Annotated in this window: 28 protein-coding genes and 1 tRNA gene; 13 read left to right on the forward strand and 16 right to left on the reverse strand. The window is 60.0% G+C overall.

Going from position 1 to position 26,916, the window contains the following annotated elements; translation table 11 throughout:
• Positions 1–21 precede the first annotated feature (21 nt).
• The 5 genes from GOB93_RS01830 to GOB93_RS01850 form a co-directional block, all read right to left on the reverse strand.
• Positions 22–96 (reverse strand) — tRNA-Gln (locus GOB93_RS01830).
• A gap of 62 nt (positions 97–158) precedes the next feature.
• Positions 159–803 carry a TetR/AcrR family transcriptional regulator gene (locus GOB93_RS01835; RefSeq protein WP_242010476.1) on the reverse strand — a complete coding sequence of 215 codons (645 nt, stop codon included), beginning with the start codon at positions 801–803 and terminating at the stop codon, positions 159–161.
• 47 nt (positions 804–850) lie between these two features.
• Complete coding sequence (proC, locus tag GOB93_RS01840; protein WP_173581820.1) at positions 851–1,681, reverse strand: pyrroline-5-carboxylate reductase; 831 nt, start codon at positions 1,679–1,681, stop codon at positions 851–853.
• Positions 1,681–2,184 carry a type III secretion system chaperone family protein gene (locus GOB93_RS01845; protein ID WP_173581821.1) on the reverse strand — a complete coding sequence of 168 codons (504 nt, stop codon included), beginning with the start codon at positions 2,182–2,184 and terminating at the stop codon, positions 1,681–1,683. The genes proC and GOB93_RS01845 overlap by 1 nt, the downstream gene beginning before the upstream one ends.
• A 184-nt stretch (positions 2,185–2,368) precedes the next feature.
• Positions 2,369–2,722: an accessory factor UbiK family protein gene (locus GOB93_RS01850; RefSeq protein ID WP_173581822.1), complete on the reverse strand. Its 354-nt coding sequence runs from the start codon at positions 2,720–2,722 to the stop codon at positions 2,369–2,371.
• A gap of 234 nt (positions 2,723–2,956) precedes the next feature.
• Here GOB93_RS01850 and rfaD point away from each other — a divergent pair, with 234 nt between their 5' ends.
• The 6 genes from rfaD to GOB93_RS01880 all read left to right on the forward strand — a co-directional run bounded on the left by rfaD (position 2,957) and on the right by GOB93_RS01880 (position 9,046).
• Positions 2,957–3,937, forward strand: coding sequence for an ADP-glyceromanno-heptose 6-epimerase (gene rfaD, locus GOB93_RS01855; protein WP_173581823.1), 981 nt, complete (start codon positions 2,957–2,959; stop codon positions 3,935–3,937).
• A 144-nt stretch (positions 3,938–4,081) separates the two neighbouring features.
• On the forward strand, positions 4,082–4,933 hold the full coding sequence (gene lgt / locus GOB93_RS01860) for a prolipoprotein diacylglyceryl transferase (RefSeq protein ID WP_173581824.1): 852 nt from the start codon (positions 4,082–4,084) through the stop codon (positions 4,931–4,933).
• Between the two features lie 65 nt (positions 4,934–4,998).
• Entirely contained in the window at positions 4,999–6,027 is a 1,029-nt protein-coding gene (locus GOB93_RS01865) for a class I SAM-dependent methyltransferase (RefSeq protein ID WP_242010487.1), read from the forward strand.
• Positions 6,024–6,833: a peptidoglycan editing factor PgeF gene (gene pgeF, locus GOB93_RS01870; RefSeq protein WP_408742326.1), complete on the forward strand. Its 810-nt coding sequence runs from the start codon at positions 6,024–6,026 to the stop codon at positions 6,831–6,833. Before GOB93_RS01865 ends, pgeF begins: the two co-directional genes overlap by 4 nt.
• The gene (locus tag GOB93_RS01875; RefSeq protein WP_173581826.1) at positions 6,830–7,792 is read left to right on the forward strand and encodes a hypothetical protein; all 963 of its coding nucleotides are present in this window, start codon (positions 6,830–6,832) and stop codon (positions 7,790–7,792) included. Before pgeF ends, GOB93_RS01875 begins: the two co-directional genes overlap by 4 nt.
• Before the next feature lie 270 nt (positions 7,793–8,062).
• Complete coding sequence (locus GOB93_RS01880; RefSeq protein WP_338422271.1) at positions 8,063–9,046, forward strand: ABC transporter substrate-binding protein; 984 nt, start codon at positions 8,063–8,065, stop codon at positions 9,044–9,046.
• Between the two features lie 349 nt (positions 9,047–9,395).
• Here the strand turns inward: GOB93_RS01880 and GOB93_RS01885 are convergent, their stop codons facing one another.
• The 5 genes from GOB93_RS01885 to GOB93_RS01905 form a co-directional block, all read right to left on the reverse strand.
• Positions 9,396–9,914, reverse strand: a complete 519-nt coding sequence (locus tag GOB93_RS01885) for a hypothetical protein (RefSeq protein ID WP_242010477.1) — start codon at positions 9,912–9,914, stop codon at positions 9,396–9,398.
• A complete protein-coding gene (locus GOB93_RS01890) occupies positions 9,899–10,552 on the reverse strand; it encodes a hypothetical protein (RefSeq protein WP_338422272.1) in 654 nt (217 codons plus the stop codon). Before GOB93_RS01890 ends, GOB93_RS01885 begins: the two co-directional genes overlap by 16 nt.
• A gap of 305 nt (positions 10,553–10,857) precedes the next feature.
• Complete coding sequence (locus GOB93_RS01895) at positions 10,858–11,430, reverse strand: cob(I)yrinic acid a,c-diamide adenosyltransferase (protein ID WP_173581827.1); 573 nt, start codon at positions 11,428–11,430, stop codon at positions 10,858–10,860.
• 399 nt (positions 11,431–11,829) lie between these two features.
• Positions 11,830–12,396 carry a DUF4142 domain-containing protein gene (locus tag GOB93_RS01900; RefSeq protein WP_173581828.1) on the reverse strand — a complete coding sequence of 189 codons (567 nt, stop codon included), beginning with the start codon at positions 12,394–12,396 and terminating at the stop codon, positions 11,830–11,832.
• 283 nt (positions 12,397–12,679) lie between these two features.
• The gene (locus tag GOB93_RS01905) at positions 12,680–13,255 is read right to left on the reverse strand and encodes a DUF4142 domain-containing protein (protein WP_173581829.1); all 576 of its coding nucleotides are present in this window, start codon (positions 13,253–13,255) and stop codon (positions 12,680–12,682) included.
• A gap of 225 nt (positions 13,256–13,480) precedes the next feature.
• Here GOB93_RS01905 and GOB93_RS01910 point away from each other — a divergent pair, with 225 nt between their 5' ends.
• From GOB93_RS01910 to GOB93_RS01925, 4 genes are all read left to right on the forward strand, one after another.
• On the forward strand, positions 13,481–13,861 hold the full coding sequence (locus tag GOB93_RS01910) for a DUF423 domain-containing protein (protein ID WP_173581830.1): 381 nt from the start codon (positions 13,481–13,483) through the stop codon (positions 13,859–13,861).
• Positions 13,854–14,777: an SAM-dependent methyltransferase gene (locus GOB93_RS01915; RefSeq protein ID WP_173581831.1), complete on the forward strand. Its 924-nt coding sequence runs from the start codon at positions 13,854–13,856 to the stop codon at positions 14,775–14,777. The genes GOB93_RS01910 and GOB93_RS01915 overlap by 8 nt, the downstream gene beginning before the upstream one ends.
• A gap of 90 nt (positions 14,778–14,867) precedes the next feature.
• Positions 14,868–15,392 carry a thioredoxin family protein gene (locus GOB93_RS01920; RefSeq protein ID WP_173581832.1) on the forward strand — a complete coding sequence of 175 codons (525 nt, stop codon included), beginning with the start codon at positions 14,868–14,870 and terminating at the stop codon, positions 15,390–15,392.
• A 1,070-nt stretch (positions 15,393–16,462) separates the two neighbouring features.
• Complete coding sequence (locus GOB93_RS01925; RefSeq protein ID WP_173581833.1) at positions 16,463–17,722, forward strand: MFS transporter; 1,260 nt, start codon at positions 16,463–16,465, stop codon at positions 17,720–17,722.
• Between the two features lie 208 nt (positions 17,723–17,930).
• On the opposite strand, the gene GOB93_RS01930 is transcribed toward GOB93_RS01925, so the two are convergent.
• Complete coding sequence (locus GOB93_RS01930; RefSeq protein WP_173581834.1) at positions 17,931–18,539, reverse strand: superoxide dismutase; 609 nt, start codon at positions 18,537–18,539, stop codon at positions 17,931–17,933.
• Between the two features lie 111 nt (positions 18,540–18,650).
• On the opposite strand from GOB93_RS01930, the gene GOB93_RS01935 reads away from it, so the two are divergent.
• Positions 18,651–19,523, forward strand: a complete 873-nt coding sequence (locus GOB93_RS01935) for a squalene/phytoene synthase family protein (RefSeq protein WP_338422273.1) — start codon at positions 18,651–18,653, stop codon at positions 19,521–19,523.
• A gap of 22 nt (positions 19,524–19,545) precedes the next feature.
• Here GOB93_RS01935 and GOB93_RS01940 read toward each other — a convergent pair whose 3' ends face one another.
• The 4 genes from GOB93_RS01940 to GOB93_RS01955 all read right to left on the reverse strand — a co-directional run bounded on the left by GOB93_RS01940 (position 19,546) and on the right by GOB93_RS01955 (position 23,109).
• Positions 19,546–20,736, reverse strand: a complete 1,191-nt coding sequence (locus tag GOB93_RS01940; RefSeq protein WP_173581835.1) for a BMP family ABC transporter substrate-binding protein — start codon at positions 20,734–20,736, stop codon at positions 19,546–19,548.
• Positions 20,736–21,494, reverse strand: a complete 759-nt coding sequence (locus GOB93_RS01945) for an alpha/beta fold hydrolase (protein WP_173581836.1) — start codon at positions 21,492–21,494, stop codon at positions 20,736–20,738. Before GOB93_RS01945 ends, GOB93_RS01940 begins: the two co-directional genes overlap by 1 nt.
• Complete coding sequence (locus GOB93_RS01950) at positions 21,491–22,453, reverse strand: isopenicillin N synthase family dioxygenase (RefSeq protein ID WP_173581837.1); 963 nt, start codon at positions 22,451–22,453, stop codon at positions 21,491–21,493. Before GOB93_RS01950 ends, GOB93_RS01945 begins: the two co-directional genes overlap by 4 nt.
• Before the next feature lie 197 nt (positions 22,454–22,650).
• Complete coding sequence (locus tag GOB93_RS01955) at positions 22,651–23,109, reverse strand: Lrp/AsnC family transcriptional regulator (protein WP_173581838.1); 459 nt, start codon at positions 23,107–23,109, stop codon at positions 22,651–22,653.
• Positions 23,110–23,221: 112 nt separating this feature from the next.
• Between GOB93_RS01955 and GOB93_RS01960 the strand changes: the two genes are divergently transcribed.
• On the forward strand, positions 23,222–24,703 hold the full coding sequence (locus GOB93_RS01960; protein WP_173581839.1) for an aminotransferase class V-fold PLP-dependent enzyme: 1,482 nt from the start codon (positions 23,222–23,224) through the stop codon (positions 24,701–24,703).
• Between the two features lie 417 nt (positions 24,704–25,120).
• Here the strand turns inward: GOB93_RS01960 and GOB93_RS01965 are convergent, their stop codons facing one another.
• The gene (locus GOB93_RS01965) at positions 25,121–26,011 is read right to left on the reverse strand and encodes an NAD(P)-dependent oxidoreductase (RefSeq protein ID WP_173581840.1); all 891 of its coding nucleotides are present in this window, start codon (positions 26,009–26,011) and stop codon (positions 25,121–25,123) included.
• Positions 26,012–26,284: 273 nt separating this feature from the next.
• Between GOB93_RS01965 and GOB93_RS01970 the strand changes: the two genes are divergently transcribed.
• Positions 26,285–26,911, forward strand: a complete 627-nt coding sequence (locus tag GOB93_RS01970) for a protein-methionine-sulfoxide reductase heme-binding subunit MsrQ (RefSeq protein WP_173581841.1) — start codon at positions 26,285–26,287, stop codon at positions 26,909–26,911.
• Positions 26,912–26,916 lie beyond the last annotated feature (5 nt).

Consider the following 26,916-nt stretch of genomic DNA (forward strand, 5'->3'; position numbering starts at 1 on the left):
GAACATCAGTTCCCGCTGCGCTGGCTGGGGTGGGAGGGATCGAACCTCCGCATGGCGGAATCAAAATCCGCTGCCTTACCGCTTGGCTACACCCCAAAACGCATTCAGCTGCGACGTTGTAATGCGACCCGAACGGCCCGTAAAGATGCGTCGTTTACTTACTCTGTAAAACTTGCGTCGGCTCCGTCGCTCTCTGGCTGAGTGTCTGCCATGGCGTCTGCTGCAGACAGCTCCGGCTGGCCTGCCACAGGGAACAGTCCCATACGTTCGGCGCGATCAAGGCCGTGCTCCAGGGCGGCCATCGTGGTGCCCAGATCTTCGCTGCTGTCTTTCTCCCAGGCGCGCAAAGCATGTGTCCAGAGCGCAGTAACTCCCTGAATACGAAGAGCCCCCTGGATGCCGCTTGTCTCGATGCCAGCAGCTGCAGCAATCCAGCTCATGCTGTCCATTGTCGCGGCACCCAGGACGACGGCCAGCACAGGATCGAAGGGCAGACCGCGCAGCACGGCGAGAACGCCGTCGCGATATTGCTGAAAAACGTCGAAACGCCGCATCAGCAGATCAAACAGGGCTTCGCGCGGGGTAGAGAGGCTGCCGTCATCAACCAGAGCCGCCCGGTCGGCAAGACGCCCGAGCAGCAGCAGGACCGACGTCTTGAATGGATAGCGCGTGCGCACCTCGCCGATATCGAGGCCCGCGTTACGCGCAATCTCCGGCATGGAGAGCTGTCTCCATCCTTTGGTTGCGGCCAGCGACATCGCTGAAGCCAGCAGGGCTGTGTCGAACTGGTCGTCGTCTTCCATGTGCAGCGGGCTCGTTCTGGAGAAAGGGGGCCGGAACCGGATGCCGGTCAGGCAGCAAGTTCCCGGGCGCGGCGGATAGCTGCGGCAACGGCTTCCGGAACGGAAGCAGGCCAGTTATCCGGGGCGTTCAGGATGCTGATGGCTTCGGCTGTCGTGCCTCCGGGGCTGGTTACGTTCCGGCGCAGCTGTGCGGCGTCTTCCGGCATCCGGTCAAGAAGCTCACCCGCGCCGGTGATAGTCTTCCGTGCCAGAAGACGGGCGACATCACGCGAAAGACCCTGCCCGACGGCCGCCTGTTCCAGAAGTTCGGCAAGCAGAAAGACATAGGCCGGTCCGCTGCCGGAAATGGCTGTGAGGATGTTGATCTGGTCTTCCTCATCCATCCACACCGTTGCGCCGACAGCTCCCAGAAGAGTGTCGCACAGTGCCTTCTGCTCCGCGCTGACATTCGTTCCGGCGAACAGGCCTGTCATACCGCGACCTACAGCGGATGGCGTGTTCGGCATTGCACGAACGATGGCAGGGGATGAGCCGGCGGGTGTATCCGCGAAAGCGCCGGCGAGAGAACGCGTGGTGCAGCCGGCCATGACAGATATGATGACCGGACCATTGGCGAGCAGATCCGGTCGCTTTGTCGCAAGCTCCGTGATCGTCGCAGCCGCGTTCTGGGGCTTGACAGCCAGAATAACGACATCGGGTGAAAATCTTTTCGGAATGTCATCAATCGACCGGACGAGAGAGTGTGCCCCGGGCACGGCCTCCCTGTGCCGGTCGATCACAACAGACGGTGCAAGACCATTCTGTTCCCAGGCGCTGAAGAGAGCGCCACCCATCTGGCCGCAGCCGACCAGAAGGAGAGGGGGCAGATGAGGCGCCATCAGGCCTCGCCGACACAGTCGAGCATGGCGGCGTCGATTGCCTCCTGAGGATTTTTGCCGCCCCACAGAACAAACTGGAAGGCCGGATAGAAGCGCTCACACTCGCTGATGGCGATATCGACCATGTCTTCGAGGCTCTCCATGGAGGCACCTGGCGCGCCGCGCAGCAGGATGGCGTGCCGGAACATGGGCATGCCACACTCCAGATCGATCGAGAAATGGCCGATCCAGAGACGTTCGTTAGCGAGAGCAATAAGTTCGAAGAGGGTTTTGCGCTGCTGTTCGGGAACTTTGAGATCGAAGGCGCAGGTGAAATGCATGGCGGAGAGTTCAGCCGACCACGAGAAGAACAGGCCGTAATCACACCATTTGCCTGGGGCCTCAGCGGCCATTTCTGCGGAATTGCGACGTTCGAACGCCCATTCATAGCTGCAGACGATCTGTTCCATCAGATCGAGCGGGTTGGAGTGGGAACCGGAGGTGGTCATCGTCAGAGCAGGCATGCTGGCCTCCCAAGCCATAAAACCGGTCCGCTGCTGCAGGCGGCTGGTTTTGTCTGCGAATCAGATGACGGGCCGGAAAGTCCGACTCGTCACATGGTTGAGCCTATGAACACTCGCCGCGACCGGCAAGAAGGGTGCCCTCTTTTTTGAAACACGCTCCTGTCAGGTCGCTTCGCCAGTTCATTCAGTTCGGATTTGCGCTGTTGTCGCCGCTCCAGCCGTAGGATTGCTCGCCGAAAGACGGTTCGCTGGGACTGGAACCGGTCGTATTGTGCTGCGGACGGCTTTCGAGATCAGCAACGCGCTTTTCCAGCGCGGCAATACGCTGCTCCGCGTCTTCGCCCGCCATGCGGGCATTGGCGGCGAGTTCCCGGACGACTTCGAATTCTTCCCGACGAACGACCTGAAGCTGGCCCAGGGCCTCGTCCACACGGGAACGCACAATGGCGTTGATCTCTTCTTTCATCCCGGTCAGAGCGGAAATGGCACCGCCGGCAACGCCGGCGAGATCGTCAAAGAGACGCGGTCGGTCTGTCATCCGGTCCTCCTGGGTCTCATGAGCCGCTAAGACGGCGGCTCTTCTCAGTCATTCTGGTTTATAAGCATTGAGGGCGGATTAATCCAACCCGCTCCGGTCCTCTTTGGCTGTCCCGACGCCGGATGCATGCGAAATGCGCACGACAGCCCGTTTCTGTGTCCTGTTCGTGACAGTGGTTTTCCGGCACGCGTCCGGTCTGGTAAGCTGTGACGACCTGATTATAAGGCTCGTCTCATGATTATTGTCACCGGCGGCGCCGGATTCATCGGATCGTGTCTCGTGGCCGCGCTGTGCGATCGCGGACTGGACGTGGTTGTGGTCGACTGGCTGGGCGACACCGGTAAATGGCGGAATCTCCGCAATCACCCCCTGGTCCGGATTGTGCCGCCGGACGATCTGGAATCCCTGCTCGGGAGTGCTTCGGACGTCGAGGCTGTGTTCCATATGGGGGCGATCAGCTCGACGACGGCACATGACGGCGATCTGGTCTGGGCGACAAATGTCGCGCTGTCGGAGACACTCTGGGACTGGTGCGCCCGGCAGGGCGTGCGGTTCATTTACGCCTCGTCCGCCGCGACATATGGCGCCGCTGATCGGCCGGAGCTGTTTTCCGACGATCCGAAACGGCTCGGCACGCTGAAGCCGCTGAATCTGTACGGCTGGTCGAAGCATGTATTCGATCTGCACGTACAGGCACGGCTGGATCGCGGCGGTATGAGGCCACCGCAATGGGCCGGGCTGAAATTTTTCAACGTCTATGGCCCGAACGAGTATCACAAGGGAGGCATGGTCTCCGTCGTGAAGGTCAAATATGACGAGGTCCATGCCGGAGGCGCCGCGCGGCTTTTCCGCTCCGACCAGGCGGAGATCGCCGACGGTGAACAGGTGCGCGACTTCATCTGGGTCGGAGACGTGGTCAAAGTCCTGCTCTGGTTCCTCGATAACCCCGGTGTGGACGGCCTGTTCAACTGCGGCACCGGAGCGGCCCGGAGTTACCGGCATCTGGCGCAGGCGGTCTGCCTGGCGGCCGGAGTACCGGAACGGATCGAGTTCATTGACATGCCGGAAAGTCTACGCGGGCAGTATCAGTCCTTTACACGGGCGGACATGTCGCGTCTGCGGGCCGCAGGATATACCGAGCCGTTCGTCAGCCTTGAGGAAGGGATCGGACTTTATGTCCGGGAGTATCTCAGTAAAAGCGACCCTTATCTCTGATATGCCGCCCGGATTTCAGCCGGAAAGCTGACCAGAGTGAGCACGGTTTTCCTTCTGCTAACGCTCCCTGATTTCCACATGTTTCCATAACGCCCATGATGGCGTTTTCCCCGAATTACGGCCCTGTCTCAGGATTACACCCTCATGTTGCCTGTTCTCATGTTTCCGCAGTTCGACCCGGTGCTGATTCATCTCGGTCCGCTGGCGATCCGCTGGTATGCACTGGCCTATATCGCCGGGATCATTCTCGGCGTGCAGCTGCTCAAGCGGATCGTGACATGGGCGCCCCGCGCCGCGACAGTGCGGCAGGCCGATGATTTTCTGACATGGGTGACACTGGGCGTCGTGCTCGGTGGCCGTCTCGGTTACGTGCTGTTTTACCAGCCTTCATTCTTTCTGACTCATCCGCTGGCGATTCCCGAGGTCTGGAAAGGCGGAATGTCGTTCCACGGCGGCGCGGCCGGGGTGATCATCGCGCTGCTGCTGTTTGCGCGCCGTTATGGACTCAGCTTTCTGGCATTTTCCGACCGGGTGACCGTCTGTGTGCCGATCGGGCTGTGCTTTGGCCGGATTGCGAATTTCATCAATGGCGAGCTCTGGGGCCGGCCGGCCGGGCCGGATGTGCCCTGGGCAATGATTTTCCCGGGCTCTGACGGCGTGCCGCGTCACCCCTCCGAAATCTATGAAGCCCTGACAGAAGGCGTGCTGCTGTTTCTGGTGCTGCTGTTCGCGGCACGAAAAGAAAATCTGCGGGCACGACCAGGTTTTCTGGCCGGACTGTTCCTCGCCGGGTATGGTTGTGCGCGTATTTTCTGTGAGTGTTTTCGTGAACCGGACGCATTCCTTGGTTATTTCTCTTTCGGTGTGACAATGGGGCAGGTGCTGAGCATACCGATGATCCTCGCCGGGATCGGACTGATGGTGCATGCGTTCCGGGCGCCGGAATATGCCGGTGCTCCGGATGACGAGGTGGCGCCGGCAGGAGATGCTTCCTGACCGGGGAGATGCCCTTGCCGGAAACGCAATCCGGTGGCGACGGGGCCGAGCGGCTTGACGTCTTCATGGCACGGGCCAATGCGGCTTATTACGCCCGCCGTGATCCGTTCGCGGATTTCATAACAGCCCCCGAAATCTCGCAGATTTTCGGAGAATTACTGGGCGCCTGGTGTGCCGTGACCGGACGGGGGCTCCTGAAGGGGAATGCCGGTGGCGATCTGCTGCTGGCTGAGGCCGGTCCTGGCCGTGGGACGCTGATGGTCGATATGCTGCGGGTACTCTCGCGGGTCGCGCCTGATCTCTTCGCTCGCCTTTCCGTACATCTCATTGAAAATTCGCCACGTCTGAGAGAAGTCCAGAAAGCCTCGCTGAAGCGCTTCGGTGTGCCGGTGACCTGGCATGAGACGCTTGCGAGCATACCGCGCGGACCGATGGTGCTGGTCGCGAATGAATTTCTTGACGCCCTGCCGATCCGGCAGTTTGTCGGCGCAGAAACAGGTGCAGGCTGGCGGGAGCATTTCGTTCGGGACGGAGCATTTGTTCTGTCGGATGCCGTCGTCTCTCCGCCGGAACTGGCTGGCCGCGTGCCGGAACCTGGCGAAATAGCGGAAATCTGTCCCGCGGCCTGCGGATTTGTGCAGGATGTATCCAGACGTCTGTGTGACGCGCCCGGTGCGGCGCTGTTCGTGGATTACGGGACAGCGACGACAGCTTCCGGCGACACACTGCAGGCATTGCGGGATGGTCAGCCTGTCTCCCCGCTGGTGGAACCGGGGACCGCGGATCTGACGGCCCATGTGGATTTTGAAGCGGCGGCAGGGGCGGCGATGGCCACCGGCGTCAGGTGCTTCGGACCGGTGGAGCAGGGAGCGCTGCTCATAGCACTCGGTGCGGTGGAACGGGCGCGGGCGCTTTGTGCAGCGGCGCCGGATCAGGCTAACACGATACGAACGGCTCTGGACCGGCTGATCGGGCCGGAGCGGATGGGGCGGCTGTTCAGGGCGCTGGCGCTGCTGTCGCCGGCCCGCCTCGCACCGGATCTTGTGGCGCCGCCTGGATTTCCGGACGGGACGCCGTATGGAGAGAAGCCATGATGACGACTGAGGGACCCGGCCGGGACATGGTCGTGCAAAGTCCGGACCTTTCTTTTGTCAGGCACGGATTTTTCACGCGGCTCGGCGGAGTTTCGGAAGGACCCTATGCCAGCCTGAACTGCTCGATGCGGTCGGGTGATGATCCGGCGGCGCTGGCGGAGAACCGGCGACGTGTGGCCGCGACGTTCGGGCTGGACGCCGGCCGGTTGCTGGGCGTCACGCAGGTCCATGGAGCCGATGTCGTAACGGTGACAGCGCCCTGGCAGGCTGGCAGGGGAGCTTCTGCTGACGCGATGGTGACGATGCGGGACGACGTGGCGCTCGGCGTGATCACGGCCGATTGCGCCCCGGTGTTATTCGCCTCGCGGGACGGGCGGATCGTCGGAGCGGCGCATGCAGGCTGGCGCGGCGCCGTCGGGGGTGTGCTGGAGGCGACTCTGGAGGCGATGGAGGCGCTTGAGGTGCCTCCGGGCGATGTCGTTGCCGTCGTCGGTCCGTGTATCGCGCAGACAGGTTATGAAGTCGGCACCGACATGCGGGATGCGGCATTGCGCGCCGATGCGGAAGCGGACGCATGGTTTTCTCCCGGCGTGCGGGAAGGGCATTATCAGTTCGATCTGTCAGGATACTGCATGTTCCGGCTGCGTCGTGCCGGGGCCGGTCAGGTCACATCCGTCAGTCTGGATACCCTGACGGATGAGAAGCGATTTTTCAGTCACCGGCGACGGACGCTCGCAGGAGGCGGCCCGATCGGCCACCAGATCTCGGTGATAGCAGCAGGATGCGGGGCGGAACTTCATTTATGAGGCGGTCACTTTCTTCAGTTCTCTCTGTTTCTTCCCTCCTGTTTCTGTCCGGTTGCCTGGATGTGCCGCACCCCTTTCGTGATCCGGGCAGGGCCGCGAAGACACTGGCCGGCAATCCCCCGCCTTCACGTCTGGATGTTCCGGTTCCGGATGAAAAACCTCTCGGGCCAGACGGTTCGGTGCTGTGGGCGAACGATATTGTCGAGGCGATGCTGCAGCAGTCCGTCCCGGCGATCAGACAGCCGGTGCGTCCTGGCGACTGGTGGCTGAAGCTGCATACGGAACGCCGGGGAGAGGTGATTGTCCCGCTCTATACAGTGATGACGCCGCAGGGAACGGTACGGGCAACCCAGGAAGGACCGGGAATTCCGGCGGACACATGGAATGCACTGAATTCAGACGGGATTCGTGACGCTGCCGCCAACGGTGCGACGCAGGTCATCTCCGTTCTGAACGGCATTCAGGCTGAGCAGATGGAGGAAGACCCGCACAGCCTGAAGCATCGGGGAGCAAGGATCAGGTTCATGGGCGTAACGGGCGCGCCCGGAGACGGTAACGTCTCTCTGGCGCAGGCCTTCGTGGTGTCGTTTCGTGGCATGAAAGATTCGATCCAGACGTCTCAGGAGGACGCGGATTTCACGGTTGCGGCCGTCGTGAAACTGACGGAAGGTCCGGCAGGATCGCGAAACAACCCGCAGCAGAATATCGAAATCAACTGGCGCGTGACAGACAAGGCAAACAGGGAAGTCGGTATCGCGACACAGCTTCATGACATCCCCTCCCACTCGCTCGACGGTATGTGGGGCGACGTGGCGACAGCCGCGGCGGAGGAAGCAGCCGGCGCAGTCGAGGAAATGATTACCCGATACACCATCCGCGACGTGAAACCGCTGCCCGATACAAAAGGCGCCTCCCGTCCCGGTACGCCGAACGCCGATGTAAAGCAGAAGCAGGGGTAACAGTTGTGGGTGACGGTCTGAGGCAGGCGCGTCTCCGGCCGTGGGCCTCTCTGAAATCTTTCTGATCCGGTGCCGATGAGCGGAATGTTTGCCCTGTGCCGGTCAGGAAACGGGGCTGGAATTTCATTCCGCCGCCTCTTGCAATTGCTTGCAGCAGGGTATCTATAGTCATGTGAATATAGATAATGTGAGCGGATGGTGAAAGACTGGTTCGGTCGTCAGATGCTTTCCGGGCGTCGTCTGTTTTTCTTATCCTGCCTGAGTATCTGCGTGGCCGGAACGGTTGCGGCGCGGGCGGAGGAGAAGCGGGTTGTGCGGGACATGACCGGCGCTGAGGCAACGGTTCCGGCGCACCCTGAGCGGATTGCCGATCTCTGGTTTGCCCATAATGAAGTTCTCGCAATGCTCGGCGCGGCGAACCGGATCGTGGTGACTGCCGACCGGCCTTCCGGCCAGCCCTGGCTCTTCCGGCTGAACCCGGCGCTCTCAAAAGCGCGGTTCGTCATGCCCGGATCGGCCAGCCCCGAGGCGCTGCTGGCTGACGGCGTCGATCTCGTGTTTGTCTCCGCCGGGCTGACCCAGGCCGGCCCGCTGCGTGCGGCAGGGCTTTCCGTCCTCGATATGACATTCCAGGATGTCCAGGGACTTCTGAAATCTGTTGCGCTGACAGCGGACGTTCTCAATGACCCGGTTGCGCGGGAGCGCGCGGCTGAATACAGGTCCGAACTTGAGGCGGAACTGGATTGTTTCCGGAAAACGCTTTCATCATTAAAGGAAGATCAGAAGCCGCGTGTCCTGCACGTCATGAGCCTTTCACCTCTGATGATCGACGGCGCGGACACGATCATCGATCAGTGGATTCGTTATGCCGGCGGCCGAAACGCGGCGGCGAGTGTGAGTGGCGGCAAAAAACCCGTTACAATGGAGCAGATTCAGGCCTGGGACCCGGACGTGATCATCGTTCAGGGCGGTCTGCCCCTTCCTCGTCCGGAGACCGCACCCGCGGGATGGAGTGGCCTGCGCGCCGTGCGTCAGGGGCGTGTACTCGCAAATCCTGCCGGCGCATTTCCATGGGACCGATATGGTTCCGAGTTTTTGCTGCAGCTACGCTGGGCCGGGATGCAGCTGCATCCTGATCTTTTCGGACATTACGATCTGAAAGGCGAAATGAAGGCGTTTTACCGGACCTATTTCGGCAGCGACGTTTCGGATGAGGATATCAGCCGGATTCTGACCGGACAGCCGCCGGCATAGATAGTCAGGCTGAACCGCAAGCCGGCCATCTGACGACGGGCCTGACCGGATGAACCGCCCGGCCCGATCGCAGATGCGACAAAGGGAAATCTTCAGGAGAAGACGTCAGCGGACTGAACGCGGTCCCGACCATGCCTTACGCAGCCAGACAGTTTGATAATCTTCCGGTTCTGAGTGGCAACGCTGGCACACTGTCCGGACGGTGGAATCCCACCAGTACGTTTGCATACGTCCCGAAACGACCAACGGATCAGCAGGCTGATGATCAGTGTGGATTCGATCGCGGTTCGCTCACGGGGAATGCTGGTCTCCCCGGCTGCGCGAAATCCCGTAAGCGGCAATTTCAGTTTCAGGCGGTACCCCGCTGACTTCTGGAATATGCCGCGGAAAGCGTGAAAATCAGGGCAAGAAGAGCCGGAACGAGCAGCGCGGCCGTCGGGATGCCAATGAGCACGGAGGCTGCGCAGAGAAGAGCGAGACTGCTCCAGAGACGCGACGCTGAATGTCTGCCGGGATCCGTCAGCGACAACAGAAATCCCATGGCCACCAGAGCTGCCGGAATATAGCAGTGAAGCACGGCCTGCCCGTGTCCTGCCCGCCCGGAGGCATTGCCTACGCTCTCCACCGCCGAGCTGATCGACTGACCGGTCGTCATCCAGACGGCGAGATCAAAGAGCAGGCGGAATGGCAGGAACAGAGCCTCCAGCGTGCTTCTCAGCAGACTGAGAAAACCAGCAATGAGATCCGGCACGAACAGGGCAGCAATAGTGCAGGCGCAGGAGACCGCCACAACGGCCCGCGATGCACCGGCATGTCGCGGCGACAGCGCTTCAGATTCCCGATGGAAGAGAGTCAGTCTTTCCACCATTTAACGGGCTGAGGCTCATCGTTCGCACTGGCCTCGGCACGGTCTTCTTTCGGGCTTGTGGTTTTAAGCTGCTGGCGAAGCGATTTTATATCCTGCTGCGCCGCCCTGCCGGCAGCACGTTCTGCGGCCAGTTCATGATTGCGGTCGGCAAGTTCCATATCACGGGTTGCAAGCGTCTGCTTCAGTTCGGTGAGGAGCATTTCGGCGTGGCCCAGACGTGTCTCCAGCGAGCGCTGCGCCACTTCGAGATCGTGAATCTGGCGTTCCGCATCGGCCCGGGCGCGTCTTTCGGCTTCCAGTGCTCTGTTATTCTGCGGCGCTGTGGCTTCCGTGCTCACCGCCGGCGCAGCGCGTGCCTGGGAGCGCGACAGGGAATGATGCTCGACAGGGATATCTCCGTCGCGAACAAAGCGGCGCTTGCGAACCTGATTTGTATCCTGCGGGCTGCGCAGTGTGAGACGTGAGGAATCGTCGGAGGAACGTCCGGACTGCACCGGGCGGCTGGCGGGCTTACCTGCCTTGTGGGAACCCATACGGTTCAGTGCGCGAAGAGCGGCCTCTTCGGCGCCTGGCTCCAGGAGATCTTCCTGGGTATCTGTTGAGAGAGGATGTCGGGTTTTCAGAAATCCGGTATTCACTACATTTCTTTCATAAATATTTATTTATTATCATCCGGTCTTTCTGGAATGAAAGCAGCCGGATGAAGTGTGAGTCCGACGGAGTCAACATTTCAGGTGGCAGAATCGCCAATCCTGCACCCCGGATTTCCGGAAAAGGCCCCGGACCCTGTCGGGAGATCACGCTGTCATTCGGATGATGTCAGGATAAATAGCACGGAGGTTACCACAGTTCAAGAACGGTCGTGAAAATAGATGACAGACATGATGCAGTATTTATGGAAGAAGAAATATCTTTATTCTGTCTGGAGATTTCTTAACTCATTTCAGGAGAAAAGCGGCTTTCCCGGCTCCCAGACGATATCCAGCCGTCCGTCTTCATTGAGATGACGGCTCAGTACGAAGAAATAATCTGACAATCTGTTAAGTATTGGCGTCAGAGCAGGATTGATGGACGTCTCTTCTGCGAGCGCCACAACGCTGCGTTCCGTTCTGCGAATAGTTGTGCGGGCAAGATGTGCCCAGCCCGCGGCGATACTGCCACCGGGAAGAACAAAGCTGGTCAGCGGAAGCTGTGCGGCACGCAGACGTTCGACTTCTTTCTCGATAACATTCGTCAGACTGTCATCGAGACGTTTGGCATGCCTGCTGCCTTCCGGCTGGCAAAGATCACTGCCTATATCGAAGATAAGATTCTGAATACCGGCGAGACGCCCGGCCAGATCCATATCGCTGACGGCGACATGCGCACGCAGCAGACCGACCACGGCGTTCGCCTCATCAAGCATACCGATGGCTTCAATATGACGGGAGGATTTGCTGACCCGGCTGCCATCACCGAGCGAGGTTTGTCCTCTGTCGCCACCACGCGTCACAACGCGATCTATTCTGACAACCATTCCGGCAGTCTCCGTTTTCTGATTTCGGATGGCGGAGCCAGCCTGATGACCCGGCTTCATGGCTATGACATTCGCCAGACCCTGTTTCGCAGGCCGCCGATAATCCACATGCCGCAATGCGGTCAACCATTTCGCATGTATTCTGATGTTTGTTTTATTTGCTGATAACCACCGGATCAGAGGGCCAGGTCCCGGCGACGCTTCTGTCCGCGAAGTATCTGATCGTCTTTGTCCCTGACGGGCGCGTCCTGTGCCAGAAATACCCGGCCGGTCAGAAAGGAGATCCGACCGGTCGGGGAAGGCATCAGACTATATTAAGAACATCGAAATGTAGTTTTATTCACTGATACTTTGCGATCAGACGTCCTCACAGGATAAGCCGGCCTGACTCGGATGATGTCAGTGGTGATGTCCATGCATATGGCCATGATGCCCGGGCTTCTGCAGAGCCTCGGCGGCGCTGAGGTGCTTCTGTACGGATGTGGCTGTATCATCCGCATAGGATTTGAGATCAGAATCAGTCGTCGCGGACGATTCATCGGTCATGACACCCAGGGCAGCCTTATGGCCCTCGATCATCTTGCTGATATAGGCATGGTCGAACCGGCCGCCCTTCAGCGCTGCCATCGTGGTGATGGCCTTCTGATCATCGGCATCCGGCTCGGTCGGCAGCGTTACGCCATGACTGGTCGCAATGTCGGACAGGCGGCTCTGAGCCGTCGTGTGATCGGTAACCAGCGTGCTCGCATAGGACTTCACATCCGCGCTTTTCGCATTTGTCGCGGCGGTCTTGCCGAGAGCGATCTCGACGAGATTAATTTCGGATGCTTTCTGCACGAATGTGGCGTCAGAGGCCGCAAATGCCGCCGGTGGCGGTGGCGGTGGCGGTGCGGGAGGCGTCGGGGTGGCACAGGCGGCCAGTGTGGCCAGCGCCGCGAGTGTGGCAATCTTATTGACTGTTTTCATGACCTTACTCCGGTTCCGGACTGTTCCGAAGGGAACGATCGGCAGAAGCCCTGCGCCTATGTACCGGTTCCCGCTGAAGCGGTAACATGGCGGTGATTACCTGCACAGGCGGAAGATCATCACTTTAAAGATGACCACACCACCGGAATTCGCGGCATGTATATTGGTGTGGCTTTTGGGAGTGTTAATAAAACGCTGCCCTGACGGTTTTCGCCAGCCTGACCGAACCGGACTGACCAGCCCGGAAAGGTCATCAGGGCCTGTGCCCTGATGACCATACCTTTCAGCGTCTGCGCGTGTGGCGATGACTTTTGCCGCTATGACCGGAACCGGTGAGGGCTTCGGCAGCGCTGAGATGCTTCTGTATGTTCGCGCTGTTGTCTTCCGCATAAGACTTCAGATCGATATCCGTCGATGCGGTGTGTTCCGCGGTCATGACAGGCAGAGCCGCTTTATGATCGGTGACGACCTGGCTGAGAAACGCCTGATCGAAAGCGCTGCCTTTCAGGGCCGAAATCGTGGTGACTGTCTTTTTATCATCCGCGGACGGATCGGTCGCGAGGGTCACCCCGTGGCCCGTTGCGATAGCGGACAGGCGGTTCTGCTGGGCCGTATGGTCGGTAACGAGTGTTGCCGCGAAGGATTTGACTCCGCTGGCGGACGCATTTGTCGCCGCCGCACTGCCGAGAGCGATCTCCATGAGATTCATTTCGGACGCCTTCTGAACGAAGCTGCTGTCCGTGGCGTTCAGAGCGGATGGCGGGGGAGGAGCCGGCGGCGCTCCCGGGCCGGTGATGCTGGAACAGGCGGCAAGCACGGAAAGCGCCGCGAGCGTGGTGATCTTGCTGGTAACATTCATGAATCTCACTCCGGTTCTGGAATGTTCTGACGGAACGCTGTCTGGCGGAAGCGGAGCGCTTGTTTGCCGGTTCCCTGTGATGCGGTTAACACGACGATTATTGCCTGCACAATCGCGGGGCTCATCGGGACGTCCGCATCACCGGCACAGGCGGCGGATTGCGCGATGTATCGATGAGCCTGTGAAGGAGGCGGTGACTGATAATCGGATCCGGAGCTGGACGTGATGACGGGCGGAATAACGCGGTGGTGGCGAAGTGCCGGGGCATTCGCCGGCGCCGTCGCAGTGGCAATGGGAGCAGTCGCGGCGCATCTGCCGGACGACCGGTTCGGACTGCCCGAAGGGCGGAGGATCCTGCAGAGCGCGGTACAGATGCAGATGTGGCATGCGCTGGCGCTTCTGGCGCTCGGTCTGGGGCTGTCCCGGCCATCGCGGCTTGCTGCCCTGGCCGGATGCGGCTTCATAGCAGGGATACTGCTGTTTTGCGGCGCGCTGTACATCACGGCGTTTTTGGGGCATCACCTGGGATCAGTCGCTCCGACCGGAGGATCGATCCTGATCGCATCCTGGTGTCTGCTCGGATTTTCGTTTCTGTGCCATGAGTGAAACGGTGATCGGCAGTGTATATGTGGCCCCGCCAGGGTTCGAGGCTGTGTTGCAGGCTGAACTGGACCGGCTCGGATCACCGCCGGACGAATGGCTGGGGCGTCTGGCGCTGTGCAGCGGGCCTCCGGTGGCGAGCGTCCGGGCACTGGATATCTGGACGGCGCCCGAAATGCACAGCATCGCGTCGATCGGCGAGGCGGCGAAGCTGCTGAAGAGCCGGCAGCGGAACTGGTCTCTCGTGCCGACAGGCCATTTCCGTCGGGCAGCGCTGATTGAGGAGCGCCTGCCACCGGTGAAGGCCGCGCCACTGGTCTTCCCGCAGGCCGCACCATCAAGCCCGCTGGGCGCCTGGACTCTGCCGGCCCCCGACCGGCTGCTGTTTTCGCAGACGAAGACCAGTCCGTTTCCGGCCGGAGAGCCTCGATTTGTCGAGGACCGGGAAGGACCACCATCCCGCGCCTATCTGAAACTCTGGGAAGCATGCACCCGGCTCGGACACTGGCCGGTCCCCGGAGAAACATGCCTTGATCTGGGAGCGACACCGGGCGGATGGACCTGGGCCATTGCAAAACTCGGCGCCCGGGTGACAGCGGCAGACCGGGCTCCGCTGGCGCCGTCGGTCGCGGCGATGCCGGGTGTAACATTCCGGCAGGAGAGCGCGTTCGGGCTGGAGCCACGTCACGAAGCACGGGTGGACTGGCTGTTTTCCGACGTGATCGCCTATCCGGCGCGGCTGCTGACACTGGCAAAGCGATGGATCGAAGCGGAGCGCGCCGGCCGGATCGTGATGAGCGTGAAATTTCAGGGCGCGACGGATTTTGACATCATGGACGCCTTCGCGGCCATCCCGGGCGGAAGGCTGGCACACCTGTTTCATAACAAGCATGAAGTGACGTTTTTCTGGTCGCCATCCTGAAACCTGCCACTTCCCGGATTTTCGTATCCGGGAGTTGTGCTGCCCGGTTCCACGACACACATTCGAAACTGCGATATGAAGGAGACTGTCATGCGCCGTCGCGCTGCTGCATTGTTTGCCTTGCCTCTTCTGGGTGTTCTGTCGATGTCCGGTCCGCATGAAGCCTCCGCCCGCGCCATTACGGAGACGCCGCAGGTCGGAGACGCCACGGTCACACCCGTTGCAGCCCCCTATGGACCGCCCGAAGCGGCTCCGGTGGCTGTCGCCGCGGCGTTTGAGAAGGCGAAGACCGAACACAAGTCTGTTCTGCTCGACTTCGGTGGCAACTGGTGCCCGGACTGCAGGATTCTCGCCGGAATCTTCGCCTTGCCGGTCATGGATGCCTGGCTGAAGCAGAATTTCGAGGTCGTGAATGTGAATGTCATGCGCTTCAAAACCAACATGGATATTGCTCAGAAATACGGCGTGACGGTGACGTCGGTCCCGACAGTGCTGATCGTGACACCGGAAGGTAAAGCGCTGAATACTGACGGGTCGAAAGATCTGGGCTCGGCCCGGCAGATGTCGTCGCAGGCCGTGGTCAACCTGATCGCAGGCTGGGCAGCACGGGACTGACTATTCCGGTTGCGTGGAAAGCCGGACGGGGTAGGAAAAATATTTGGAATATCCGCCTCTGTAAGAAGCTGTTTCAAAAGCCTCAAAGAGACAAAAAGCTCATAGCAAACTGATGATGTTATGATTTTTTGAGTCCCGGTCACCTGTCCGTCAGTCAGGATCAAAAAGAGCTTAGCGATAAATCATTGATAAAAAACAATAAAAATGTTCCTGGTGCCGCCTTTTCCAAAAAAGCGGCGTCTTCTGAAGCTTTTTGAAAAAAGCTTCACCAAAAACTTCCTGATAATTTAAAGGAGACTTCAGAGGAAGGATTTCAAAACAAATTCGAATGAATATTTTTAATTTTCTAAGAATGAAAAGTCTGTTTCCTGAAAAATATTTTTTCTTAATTCCTGTTCCGGACATCTGTTTTCTGACTCGTCATGGTCATCATCTCTGGCAGAGATGATGAAAGAGAAAAAAGAAACTTCCTTCAGAGAGCAGACGATAGCCGATCCATTCTGTCCCGGAAGATATCTCTGACAATGAAATAAACCGGCCGCCCGGCGTTTTAACAGTTACAGCTTCTATGAACAGAGAGAACATTTTCCTTTGCTCCGTTTTTCACAATTCAACGGTTCCGGAAAACCATGCTCCTTTGCACGGCGACAGAAAAACTCTCTCACTGTGTCCCGTTCCTGACAGGCGTTTCCGGAGCAGAGGCATGGCGTGTCTGTATTCTGGTTCTGGCCTGAAGAGGGGACGGATGAACCGACGCAGAGCCAGGACGTTCAGTTTTATGACGCGGAACATCGCGTGATGTGACCTGAAGACGGGAAACCCACGCGCTCCATTCCGGATGTGCCGTGAGCATATCGGAGCATTCTCTGTTGCTTCCTGTTCCGGGTCTGACCGTACGCTTTTCCGGTCGTCCTCTGCATCCAGGAATCCGGAAAGGCGGCATTGCTCCGCATCGGAGCGCACGAAAGCGAGATCATGAAATCTGAGACAGGCACCAGAGAGGCTCACGCCGAAGCTGAAAGATCCTGCGAATATCCGGAGAAGGGGGATAATCGCCTGACACTGCGATCATGACAGTGACGACTCTAAAAACCCGCCCGGCCGGAAGCAAAACCGACGGCAGACCGGCCCCGGATACCGCAGGACCGGAGTTTCGCGACACGGTCGCACTGGATGGTCTCAGTTTTCTGCTTGCTGACGTGCAGGATAATCTCGGCGCATTCCTGACAGCTCTGCTCGCAGCATATGGATGGACGGCTTCCGATATCGGCATGACGATTGCGTCCGGAGGCGTCGGAGCGGTAACAGCCCGGCTCGCAGGCGGCTGGGCTCTGGACCGGTTATCCTCCCGACGGGCATTGCTGGCGGCCTGTTGCGCCGTCACGGCAGTGTCGATCGCGACAGCAGCCGCGTTTCCCGGCTTCTGGCAGATTGTCTGCGTACATTTTCTCGCCGGAGGCGCCGGGGCGCTGTTCTCACCGCTGCTGGCCGCCATCAGCCGGAAGACGGCTGGCGATGACGGCTACATGGCGCGGATGGGGCGCAACGAAGCCTTCAATCATTCAGGAAATGCGATCGTCGCCTGTGTGATGAGCGCCGCAGGCAGTGCGGTGGGACCGACCGCACCGCTATGGGCCATCAGCGGACTGGCCGGGATCAGTCTGCTGCTCGTCGGACTGATGACGCGGGGCGCGGACGCGCCGGAAGTGATGTCCGGAGCATCCGGACACGGCACTACGGAGAGCGTGCCGGTCAGGCATCCGCTCACAGACCCCCGACTGCTGGTTTTCCTGTCCTGTTATCTCCTGTTCAATATTGCGAATGGCGCGACAGTCCCGCTGATGATCGAGCGGCACGCGGTATTTCATTTCGGAAGTCCGTCGTCGATGACGGCGCTCTGCATCATCGTGGCGCAGGCGACCATGGTCCCTGTGGCCTGGATCGTGGGGAGAGCGGCAAAACACTGGCCGCGCCGTCTGCCGCTCCTTCTCGCACTGGCATTACAGCCGGTCCGTGACCTTCTGATCATGTGGAGTGCCCGCTGGCCGGCGATGTGCGTGGCTGAGGTTCTCGACGGGCTGTCTTCCGGCGTTATTCTGGTCCTGTTTTACGCGGTATTATCCGATCTGGCGTCAGCCGGTGGCCGGCGTAACCTGCTGATCGGCACCGGCCTGGCGGTCGGAACAATCGGAGCGCTGCTCTCGAATTTCGGCAGCGGACTGGTGGCGACGCATTACGGATTCAACGCGGCATTCCTGATGCTCGCCGGAAGCGGCCTTCTGGCGTTCACGCTGTTTCTGGTCGCGATGCCTGAAACCCGTAACACCTGAAATACATGATGAATCGGCCCTGAACTGCACGGACAGTTCAGCCTCCCGGCTTCACGGCAACAAACCGGGACCACAGGGACCGCGTCCCCTTGTGGGGCCCGGGACAGAGTCCCGAAAAACCGTCTCCGAATGCGTCTGCAAAGGATACAAACGCAAAAAGGCCCGGTCCCCTGATGAGGAACCGGGCCTTTTCGCCGGAAAGCCTGAATCAGGCGGCTTTCAGCTGCGCTTCGGCGAACTCGTAGTTGGCGAGCTTGTCGAGATAGTTGGTGATGTAGTCCGGGCGACGATTGCGGAAATCGAGGTAGTAGGAGTGCTCCCACACATCGAGACCCAGCAGCGCCTTGCCCTGACCTTCGGCCAGCGGGTTGGAGCCGTTGGCGGTCTTAGTGACGGCGAGCTTCCCCGTCGGCGCAAGAACGAGCCACGCCCAGCCTGAACCAAACTGCGTGGTCGCGGCTTTTTTGAACTCTTCCTTGAATTTCTCGACGCTGCCGAAATCTTCTTTGATCTTCGTCTCAAGCGAGGTCGGGATCGTGCCACCGGTCGGCGACAGATTGTTCCAGAACAGGATGTGGTTCCAGTGCTGGCCCGCATTGTTGAAGACAGGGGCCTGCGCGGCATCGCCTTTGACCGCGAGAATGATCTCGTCGAGCGACTTGCCCTGCAGTTCAGGCTTCGCCTCGACGAAACCATTAAGAGCCGTCACGTAGGCCTGATGGTGCTTGTCGTGATGAAGCTCAAGGGTCTCCTGGCACATGTTCTTGTTCGCAAGTGCGTTGTAGGAGAAGGGGAGGGCTGGCAGTTCGAAAGCCATGACGTGCTCCTTTGTTGGCGGTCACGATAAGAGGGCGGATAAACGCCGCCCGCAAGAGCTATGTGCCGCCTCGTGGACCGTCAAGGGAAGAGACGGTGACGAGGAGGACAAGTGCTTCATAAAGAGGTCAACGCCGTGAGCACGGAAGGGGATGCATCCGCGGTCGCGCGGGCCACCTGCGCGGAGATCGCGCGACAGCGTGATCCGGATCGTCATTTATGCGCGATGTTTCTGCCACCGGAGGTGCGGGCCGCCGCCTTCGTGCTGATCGCCTTCAATTACGAGTTATCGCGCGCCACCGTGCTGCCCGTCTCGGCCCCGGTGACAGGGCCGATGGCCGGTCTGATCCGGCTGCAGTGGTGGCGGGATATCATCACCGCTCCGGACCGCGCGACGCAGGCGCGTCACGATGTTGCGACGGCGGTGGCGGCCCTGCTCCGGGATGGACGAGTCGCGGCGGAATCGCTGCTGTCGGTGGTCGATGCACGGGAGACGGAACTGTGCCGCGTGCCGGACTGGGCAGCGTGGCGGCAGATGATGCTGGACGGCCCGGGCATGATGCAGCGAATGGTGGCACAGATGCTCGGCGAGGACGATGGGCCGGCCCTGGACGCCGTGGCGCAGGCCGGAGCGGCATTTGCCGCCGGCGGTCTCCTGCGTCATCTGCCGGAAGTGCTCCGGAGCGGGCGGATGCCACTGCCGCAGGAGATGCTGACCGCTGTCGGTCTGGACCCGGATGCGGAACCGTCCGCTCTGTCTGAAGGGGACCGCCCGGAGCGTGTGACCGCACGGCTGAGGCAGGAAGGACAGTCGCTCCTGCCGGTTCCGGGAGCCGTACGATCGCGAAGCGCGCGGCTGGCGATGTTACCCGGCGTCCTGGCCGCGCGCGATCTGCGGCGCGGTCCCATGATGGCGGGGGCGGTGCGTGGAATCGGTGACCGGCTGGCCGTTGCGGCGGCCGGACTGATGAACGGACGGGCATAAGACGATCACTGCGCCGGTGTCGTCAGTCCAGCCCGAGCACACCTTCGACAGGCCAGTTCCAGTGATACAAAGTAAGGTCGTCCATGCGCTGGCCGGAAGCGACGCGTACCTGACCATGCGCGTCCCGGATCGGGCCGATGAAGGGTGACCATCCCGTCAGAATGCGGGAGCGGACGGCATCGGCCTGGCGACGGACATTGTCAGGCACGCGGGCGCCCCACGCATCACGATCGACTCCGGCGCCGGGCGGAAGGAACGCCGGCAGCGGGGTCCAGCGTCCTGCGAGCCGCGCCCGCACCTGACTGACATAATACTGACGAAAATCGAAGACGACGGAAGTCAGATAGGCGTCCGGACCGGCAGTACGCTCGTCGTTGTTTGACATGATGGCCCAGATACCGCGGGCCTGAGCAAGCCGGAGATAACCTGGCTCGTCCATGATTCCCGCGAGCACGTCACAGCCCGTATCCGCCAGAGCCGTGGCGGCACCGAGCGCGCCCTGCGGGTCGAACCAGGCATTGATGGAAACGACACGCACAGTGGCGTCTGGCCTGACGGATCGGGCGCCGAGCAGCAGCGCGTTGGCGCTGGCATAGACGGCCGGCAGAGGAAAGGACGCAATAAACCCGATCTGACCGCTCCGGGTCAGCAGCCCAGCCGCGACGCCGATCACATAAGAGACATACCAGTGCGCGAGATAATACCAGCTGACATTGCGGGCCAGCAGGGTGCTGTCGCATTGCACGAAGGCGACCTCGGGCGCATGGCGGGCGACATCCATCAGGAAATCCCCGTAATCCGCGCCGGCAAGAATCATATTCGCGCCCTCAGCCACGAACTGGCGGAAAATGCGTGTCGCGTCGGCGGAGAAAGGAACATTTTCTACCCAGACCACGCGGAGACGGGGAAACGCCGTACGCACAGCCTGGATAGCTTCGTTGTGGACCGTACTCCATCCGCCGTCGCTGACCGGACTGACATGGGCAATGGCCAGAAGAGCATCCTCTTCCCGGATGGCCGGCAACAGTGGCGGCGTTGTCCAGGGAGCGGCCAGTTTCGCCAGTGCCCCGTCTGTCGTGGAAGAAGAGGAGCCGGTCTCAGCGGCTCCGGCCTCCGGCACGGACAGTGCCGAAGGCAGCAGGCCAGCAGCCGCAAGACGCAGCAGGTTCCGACGCGCCACGCCGTGGCCGGTGCGCCGGCGGTGCTCCGCCATCAGCCCGCGTCGAGGAAAGGCAGAATCGCGTCGAGCAGAACTTCCGGAGCGACGATATGCGGGGCATGGCCCGTGTCGACGGACCGGATGACAGCACCTGGAAGCAACTCGCACATGAGCTTCTGAAGCGGCAATGTCACGGACCGGTCCTGCGTCGCCTGGACATAGAGACGCGGGATACGACCGAATCTCTCCGGAGTCAGCCGTGCGGTAAGGGCGCGGCCCTGCTCGCCCTGAGGTGTAAACCGGCGCGAAGCCGGAACGGCGAGGGCGGCCGGATAATCCTGCAGGAAAAAAGCGACCGCAACCTCGGGTGGCACCACGGAAATCTCGCCCTTCGCCGGCCAGTCCAGCCACGGGGTGATTCCGGCGGCCGCAGGATCGGCGGGAAGAAGGTGTCCCACGATTTCGGTGAATCCCGTCTCCGATGGAAGCATCATGCCCGCCACATAAACGAGGCGTCTCACAAGATCAGGGTGCCGTTCGGCCAGCGCCGAAGCAACCACGCCGCCACCGGAATGAGCAACAATGCTGAACGGACGGCCGAGATCGGCGATAACCCTGTCGAGGTGGTCAAGATAGGCCGTCAGGGAGGCGGACCCCGGCGGTGTGCCGTCAGCACCATTGCCGGGAAGATCGACGGCGATCGCTTCCCGCCTGCCTCCGTCGCGTCGTGACAGAGCGTCCAGAAAAGCGTCCCAGACCCATGCGCCCTGCCACGCATCGTGAATCAGGAGGAGGGGATCAGGTGAACTCATCGGCCGTAGGTCCGCTGGTACATTTCGCGCAGATGTTCCTGTACAGTAACAACGGGATAGCGGGGGCTCTCACCGGGAGCAAGACAGCCGGGAAGGCAGGAAATGACATAGTCCGGATTCCCGCTATGGAAAAACGGCACGGAATAGCGATCTTTTCCGGAGATGTTCACGACACGGTGCAGAGTCGACCGGTAACGGTCATTGGTCCAGCGGGCGATCATGTCGCCGAGATTGACAACGAAACTGCCAGGAACAGGCGTTGCATGAATCCAGGCGTCATCCGGGCCACGTACCTGCAGGCCACCGTTTTCGTCCTGTAGCAGCAATGTGAGGCCACCGAAATCGGTATGTGCCCCGCAGCCTTTTTCACCCGGCTGCGGATCCGGAGGCTGAGGCGGATAATGCAGAAGACGCAGCGTAGCCTGAGGATCACGACAGAAAAGATCGAAGAACGACTCTTCCAGACCGAGAGACAGGGCGATACCGCGCATCAGCCGTTCGGCGACGATCGTGAGCGCGGAGAAATACGCCATCATGGCAGGGCGAAAACCGGTCATGTCCCGGGGCCACTGGTTGGGACCCTGATTGAAATGCACGGCGTCTTCTTCCCGTTGTTCCGCTCCGATATAAAATCCCTCCTTGAGGTCGGGCGGCGCTCCGGCTTCCAGGGTCTGATTGCGCAGCGGTTCATAGCCGCGATTGCAGGGTGAGCGGGCCTTGTCCAGCGCGGCTTTCGCGTCGGCGGGAAGCGAAAAGAAGGCGCGGCTTTCAGCAAGAACGGCCTCGATCAGGCCCTGGGGTACCCCATGATCGACGCAGTAGAAAAAGCCCGTTTCCGAGCAGGCAGCGCGTAACGCATCCCCGACAGCCTGTCGTTCCGACGGATTCGACGAGCAGAGACCGCCGACCGGAATGACCGGCAATGTGTCTCTGCTGACCTCGCGCGCCTCAGAATACATGGTGCTGTCCGTCTGTTATGCAGTTGCCGCTCCGGCGCGCCTTCTGCCCGCTTCCTTACGGACCATAGGCGGCAGCCGGAAGATTTTGAAGTGATCCTGTAATGCCGGTTCCGCCGCCCTGTGATTATCTGCGGGAACGTGCCCGCGATACCCGCAGCGGTCCCGCCGGCACGGGATACGGCGGACAATCGGTCCGCTCAGAGCGGCAGTTCGCGATTATCGGCAATAGCTTCCATGACGATGTGGGACGTCACCGTATCGAGATCGATTTTTTCAATCAGACGACGATACACAGAATCAAAATCTTTCATGTCATGAGCAATCACTTTCAGAAGATAATCATACTCTCCGGCAATGCGGTGGAAGTCGGTGATATTCGGAATCGCAAGGACGAGCTTGCGGAAGCGGGTGAGCCAGTCGTGATCGTGATGACGGGTACGGACCATGACGAAGGCAGTAAAACCAAGCCCGAGAGCCGCCGGATCAAGACGAAGCGTGTGCTGGCCGAGAAGGCCATTTTTCTTCAGCGCGCTGAGGCGTTTCCAGCAGGCGTTCTGCGACAGGCCCACGGCTTCCGCCAGAGCGCGCTGCGAGAGAGAAGCATCGCGCTGCAGGGTCCGGAGTATTGCGCGATCAATATGATCGATAACCTTCATAAGAAGCGATCATATGACACAAAAACTGACAAACGAAGGAAAAAACAGAGGAAGTTTTTCGCTGTTCACAGGAGGATGATCGTCTCCTCGTCAGCATCAGGGACAGCAGGATATGGGTTCAGATCAGGCATCTTTCGCGGAATTCGCGGCATCTCTGCAGGGCGACGACCGGATGATGCGGCTCGCAGCCGGGGTCATTGGTGAAGGAGCGCCGGTGCCGGGACCTTTCGGACCGAAGGCCCTCATCTACGCGGATTACGTGGCCTCCGGGCGGGCTGTGCGGCAGGTCGAGGATTTCGTGCAGGCGCATGTGCTGCCGTACTATGCCAACACCCATACCGAGGCCTCCTTCTGCGGGCGGTATTCAGGGCGGACACGGGAGGCCGGGCGGCGGATTATCTCGCAACTCTGTGGCGCGACCGACGCGTATGCGACGATTTTCGCCGGATCAGGCGCGACGGCAGGACTGAACCGGCTCGTCGGTCTTCTCGGCGTCGATGAGACAGCACGGCGCGCTGCGGCCGGCCTTTGCGCACGACCGGTCGTGTTTATCGGGCCTTATGAGCATCATTCGAATATTCTGCCATGGCGCGAAAGTGGAGCGGAAGTCGTGGAGATACCGGAGGCGCCCGAGGGTGGTCCGGATCTGGCGGCTCTGGAACAGGCATTGCTGGACGCCGGCCCTGACCGGATGAAAACCGGCGCTTTCTCGGCGGCATCAAATGTCACCGGAATTGTGACGGAGCCTGATCCCGTCAGCGCTTTGCTGCGACGATACGAGGCCGCCGTTGTGTGGGATTATGCCGGAGGCGGACCCTACCTGCCGATCGACATGCGGGCCGGAACGCCCTTCCAGAAAGATGCCGTGGTGATCTCGCCACATAAATTTATCGGCGGTCCGGGAGCTTCCGGCGTGCTGATCGTACGGAAAGACGCGGTCAGCCTGTCCCGCCCGGTCTTTCCGGGCGGCGGGACAGTGCGGTTCGTGTCGCCCTGGGATCATGAATACAGTGGCGATCTGGTGTCGCGGGAGGAGGCCGGAACCCCGAATGTGACCGGAGATATCCGTTCGGCGCTGGTCTTTCTGATAAAGGACGCAATCGGACAGGAACTGATGGACCGTCGTCATGAGGCATTGCGGTTGCAGGCCCTGGAACGCTGGTCGGAAAATCCAAATATCAGCATTCTCGGAAATCCCGACGCCAGGCGCGCTTTGCCGGTATTTTCGTTCCGGGTCCAGGACCCTGTGAAAGGAGGCTGGATTCATCAGCAGCTTTTCACGCGGATGTTGTCCGACTGTTACGGGATTCAGGCGCGGGGTGGCTGTGCATGCGCAGGCCCCTACGCGCATCGTCTGCTCGGAATTAGCGAGGAGGACTCGGCCCTGTTGCGGGATGCGATTCTGGCGGGAGAGGAAATTCTCAAACCGGGCTGGGTACGGCTCAGTCTGAGCGTGCTGCTGAGTGACGAAAAAGCCGCAAAGATCATCGGCGCGGTAGACGATCTGGCTCGTAATCCATACCCGATGGTGACGCGCTATCTGTGCGACGAAACGACCGCACGCTTCCGAATGCAGGAAACGGAAGCCGCCTGAATTTAAAATAGGATTACAAAATCAGATATGGGGCGTCGGACCTGATCGTGAAACCTCCCGTAAATCATAAAGAAATTTTTGGTGAAGCTTTTTTCAAAAAGCTTCAAAGAAGCCGCCTTTTTGAAAAAAGGCGGCACCCAAAAACTTTTATTATTTTTTGTAAAAATTCATCGTGAAGTGCTCTTTGAGCATGGCTGAGGCAAACAGATGATCAGGACTCAAAAACATAACATCATCCGTTCGTTATGAAAGTTTTTGTCCCGTTGAGGCTTTGAAGCAGTCTCTTAACAAACCGGGATCAAAGGGACTGCGTCACTTTGTGGGGTGCGGGGCAAAGCCCCGTCAGCAGTCGAAAAGCAGTTCCGTCATAATGGCTGACAGCTCCATCACCCCAACTCTCACACGGAAATTTTGTGGTTACGCGTCGTTCGCGACGATTTTCTCCATGACCCCGATCAGGGCCGAATAATCCTCATCCGGATGCCTGCGACGTCCGAGAGAAAGCATCTGTGTCGTCGCAGCCAGCGTCGGCACCGGCACGGCCTCACGGGCAGCTGCATCCAGCAGAAGACGCATGTCTTTCTGCATCAGACGCCCCGGAAATTGCGGCGCAAAATTGCCCTCTTTCGCAGCTTTCAGCTTGCGTTTGTGGTGCGGGGAAATAACGGCGACCTGATCGAGCGCGTCGAACAGCATGGTACGGTCGAGACCCGCAGCGAGACCGTAACCAACCGCTTCTGCCAGGGCGCTCAGACCAGCTCCCATAATGCCATTGATCACCAGCTTCAGCCTGGTCCCGCTGCCCGACGGCCCGGCATGAACGGTCACCTTGCCTATTGCATCGAAAATCGGCTGCGCTTTTGCAACGTCCGGCGCGGAACCACCGACGAGAACAACCAGATTGCCGGAATCGGCCTCCGGAGTGCTTCCTGACACAGGAGCGTCCAGCACAGTGATGCCGGCCTTATGTCCTGCTTCAGCCAGCTGCGCAGTCGCTTCAGGCGAAACGGATGAAGTGTTGATGAGCATCGCGCCGGATTTCAGGCCTGCCAGAGTCCCGTTTTCCCCATACATGGAGGCTGCGAGAGCTTCGTCATCCGGAACACAGACAATGACTGTATCGGCATGTCCCGCAAGCTCACGCGGAGAGGGAAACATTCTGACGGAGGGATTCGAGCTTTTCCCGGACGGCGTGTAGGCCGTCACCGTAAAACCGGCTTTCTGCAGGTGAGCACCCATCCGGCTGGCCATGGCGCCATAGCCGATAAAACCGATATTCGGGGCGTTTTCCGGTAGAAGCTGGGACATATCTGTTCTCCGTTACGGCCCGCCCCTTCCGCATGTCCAGGGGACGGACTCATGAAAGCTGTCGGAACGTAATCCCTGAAATGGAATACACGGTCACCTGCTGTATTGTAGTCTAACGCATGGAAATGAGATTTTGTTCTGAGAAACCGGTGAGGCGGCTTTGCGACAGAGGGACACTGCCTTTCCGTCATGCGGAACGTCAGGGGAGTGTGTGATGACTATCTGCATAACGCAGAATCTGAAAAACAGGTGTCTCACATCGCGGAAAGAAGCATGAATATGCCGGAACGCCCGCCGCCGCTGCGTCCGCGTCCCGTCCGGGCAGCCTCACCGCTGGCACGTGAGTTTTTGCTCTACTGCTTTCTGCTGGTGCCGCTGGCATCAGAGTTATGGATGCTGCCGAACGGCACGCCGGGTGATAATCCGGTTAAACAGGTGGAAGCGGATCTCGGGCTATGGGCTTTTCGCTTCCTGCTGATGACACTCGCCATCACCCCCCTGCGTCGTTACGGCCGGATCAATCTGGTAAGATGGCGTCGCGTCCTCGGACTTCTGGCTTTTACCTACGCGTTTTTCCATGTGTTCGTTTTTATCGTGATCGACAAAAAGCTCGCGATGAACGTCGTCCTTCATGCCGTTCTGACGAAATATTTTCTTCCTTTCGGAATTATGGCATTTCTTATTCTCATGGCCCTCGCGGCGACATCATCGCGAGCCTCCATGCGGGTGCTCGGACGAAAATGGCGTGTGCTGCACAGAGGTATTTATATCGCGGCATGTCTTGTCGCGGTTCATTATTTACTGTTTTTCGACGGCATCCGGACGGAACCGGTGCTTTACGCGGCTCTGACACTTGGGCTGCTTGCGGCGCGGTTCGGTGGAAAGCACAGACAGGCCTGAGAAAA

Origin of the sequence: Acetobacter musti (assembly GCF_011516835.1) — a bacterium.
Taxonomy (GTDB): domain Bacteria; phylum Pseudomonadota; class Alphaproteobacteria; order Acetobacterales; family Acetobacteraceae; genus Acetobacter; species Acetobacter musti.

Bases quoted from the DNA above. Each gene is read 5' to 3' on its own strand.
- GOB93_RS01900 (WP_173581828.1), bottom strand. From the start codon at position 12,396: ATGAAAACAGTCAATAAGATTGCCACACTCGCGGCGCTGGCCACACTG.
- GOB93_RS01965 (WP_173581840.1), bottom strand. From the start codon at position 26,011: ATGTCCCAGCTTCTACCGGAAAACGCCCCGAATATCGGTTTTATCGGC.
- GOB93_RS01865 (WP_242010487.1), top strand. From the start codon at position 4,999: ATGGCACGGGCCAATGCGGCTTATTACGCCCGCCGTGATCCGTTCGCG.
- GOB93_RS01845 (WP_173581821.1), bottom strand. From the start codon at position 2,184: ATGCCTGCTCTGACGATGACCACCTCCGGTTCCCACTCCAACCCGCTC.
- GOB93_RS01960 (WP_173581839.1), top strand. From the start codon at position 23,222: ATGGGTTCAGATCAGGCATCTTTCGCGGAATTCGCGGCATCTCTGCAG.
- GOB93_RS01920 (WP_173581832.1), top strand. From the start codon at position 14,868: ATGCGCCGTCGCGCTGCTGCATTGTTTGCCTTGCCTCTTCTGGGTGTT.
- GOB93_RS01970 (WP_173581841.1), top strand. From the start codon at position 26,285: ATGAATATGCCGGAACGCCCGCCGCCGCTGCGTCCGCGTCCCGTCCGG.
- GOB93_RS01945 (WP_173581836.1), bottom strand. From the start codon at position 21,494: ATGAGTTCACCTGATCCCCTCCTCCTGATTCACGATGCGTGGCAGGGC.
- proC (WP_173581820.1), bottom strand. From the start codon at position 1,681: ATGGCGCCTCATCTGCCCCCTCTCCTTCTGGTCGGCTGCGGCCAGATG.
- GOB93_RS01930 (WP_173581834.1), bottom strand. From the start codon at position 18,539: ATGGCTTTCGAACTGCCAGCCCTCCCCTTCTCCTACAACGCACTTGCG.
- GOB93_RS01885 (WP_242010477.1), bottom strand. From the start codon at position 9,914: ATGGTGGAAAGACTGACTCTCTTCCATCGGGAATCTGAAGCGCTGTCG.
- GOB93_RS01850 (WP_173581822.1), bottom strand. From the start codon at position 2,722: ATGACAGACCGACCGCGTCTCTTTGACGATCTCGCCGGCGTTGCCGGC.
- GOB93_RS01950 (WP_173581837.1), bottom strand. From the start codon at position 22,453: ATGTATTCTGAGGCGCGCGAGGTCAGCAGAGACACATTGCCGGTCATT.
- GOB93_RS01955 (WP_173581838.1), bottom strand. From the start codon at position 23,109: ATGAAGGTTATCGATCATATTGATCGCGCAATACTCCGGACCCTGCAG.
- rfaD (WP_173581823.1), top strand. From the start codon at position 2,957: ATGATTATTGTCACCGGCGGCGCCGGATTCATCGGATCGTGTCTCGTG.
- GOB93_RS01895 (WP_173581827.1), bottom strand. From the start codon at position 11,430: ATGGTTGTCAGAATAGATCGCGTTGTGACGCGTGGTGGCGACAGAGGA.
- lgt (WP_173581824.1), top strand. From the start codon at position 4,082: ATGTTGCCTGTTCTCATGTTTCCGCAGTTCGACCCGGTGCTGATTCAT.
- GOB93_RS01875 (WP_173581826.1), top strand. From the start codon at position 6,830: ATGAGGCGGTCACTTTCTTCAGTTCTCTCTGTTTCTTCCCTCCTGTTT.
- pgeF (WP_408742326.1), top strand. From the start codon at position 6,024: ATGATGACGACTGAGGGACCCGGCCGGGACATGGTCGTGCAAAGTCCG.
- GOB93_RS01925 (WP_173581833.1), top strand. From the start codon at position 16,463: ATGACAGTGACGACTCTAAAAACCCGCCCGGCCGGAAGCAAAACCGAC.
- GOB93_RS01905 (WP_173581829.1), bottom strand. From the start codon at position 13,255: ATGAATGTTACCAGCAAGATCACCACGCTCGCGGCGCTTTCCGTGCTT.
- GOB93_RS01940 (WP_173581835.1), bottom strand. From the start codon at position 20,736: ATGGCGGAGCACCGCCGGCGCACCGGCCACGGCGTGGCGCGTCGGAAC.
- GOB93_RS01915 (WP_173581831.1), top strand. From the start codon at position 13,854: ATGAGTGAAACGGTGATCGGCAGTGTATATGTGGCCCCGCCAGGGTTC.
- GOB93_RS01835 (WP_242010476.1), bottom strand. From the start codon at position 803: ATGGAAGACGACGACCAGTTCGACACAGCCCTGCTGGCTTCAGCGATG.
- GOB93_RS01910 (WP_173581830.1), top strand. From the start codon at position 13,481: ATGACGGGCGGAATAACGCGGTGGTGGCGAAGTGCCGGGGCATTCGCC.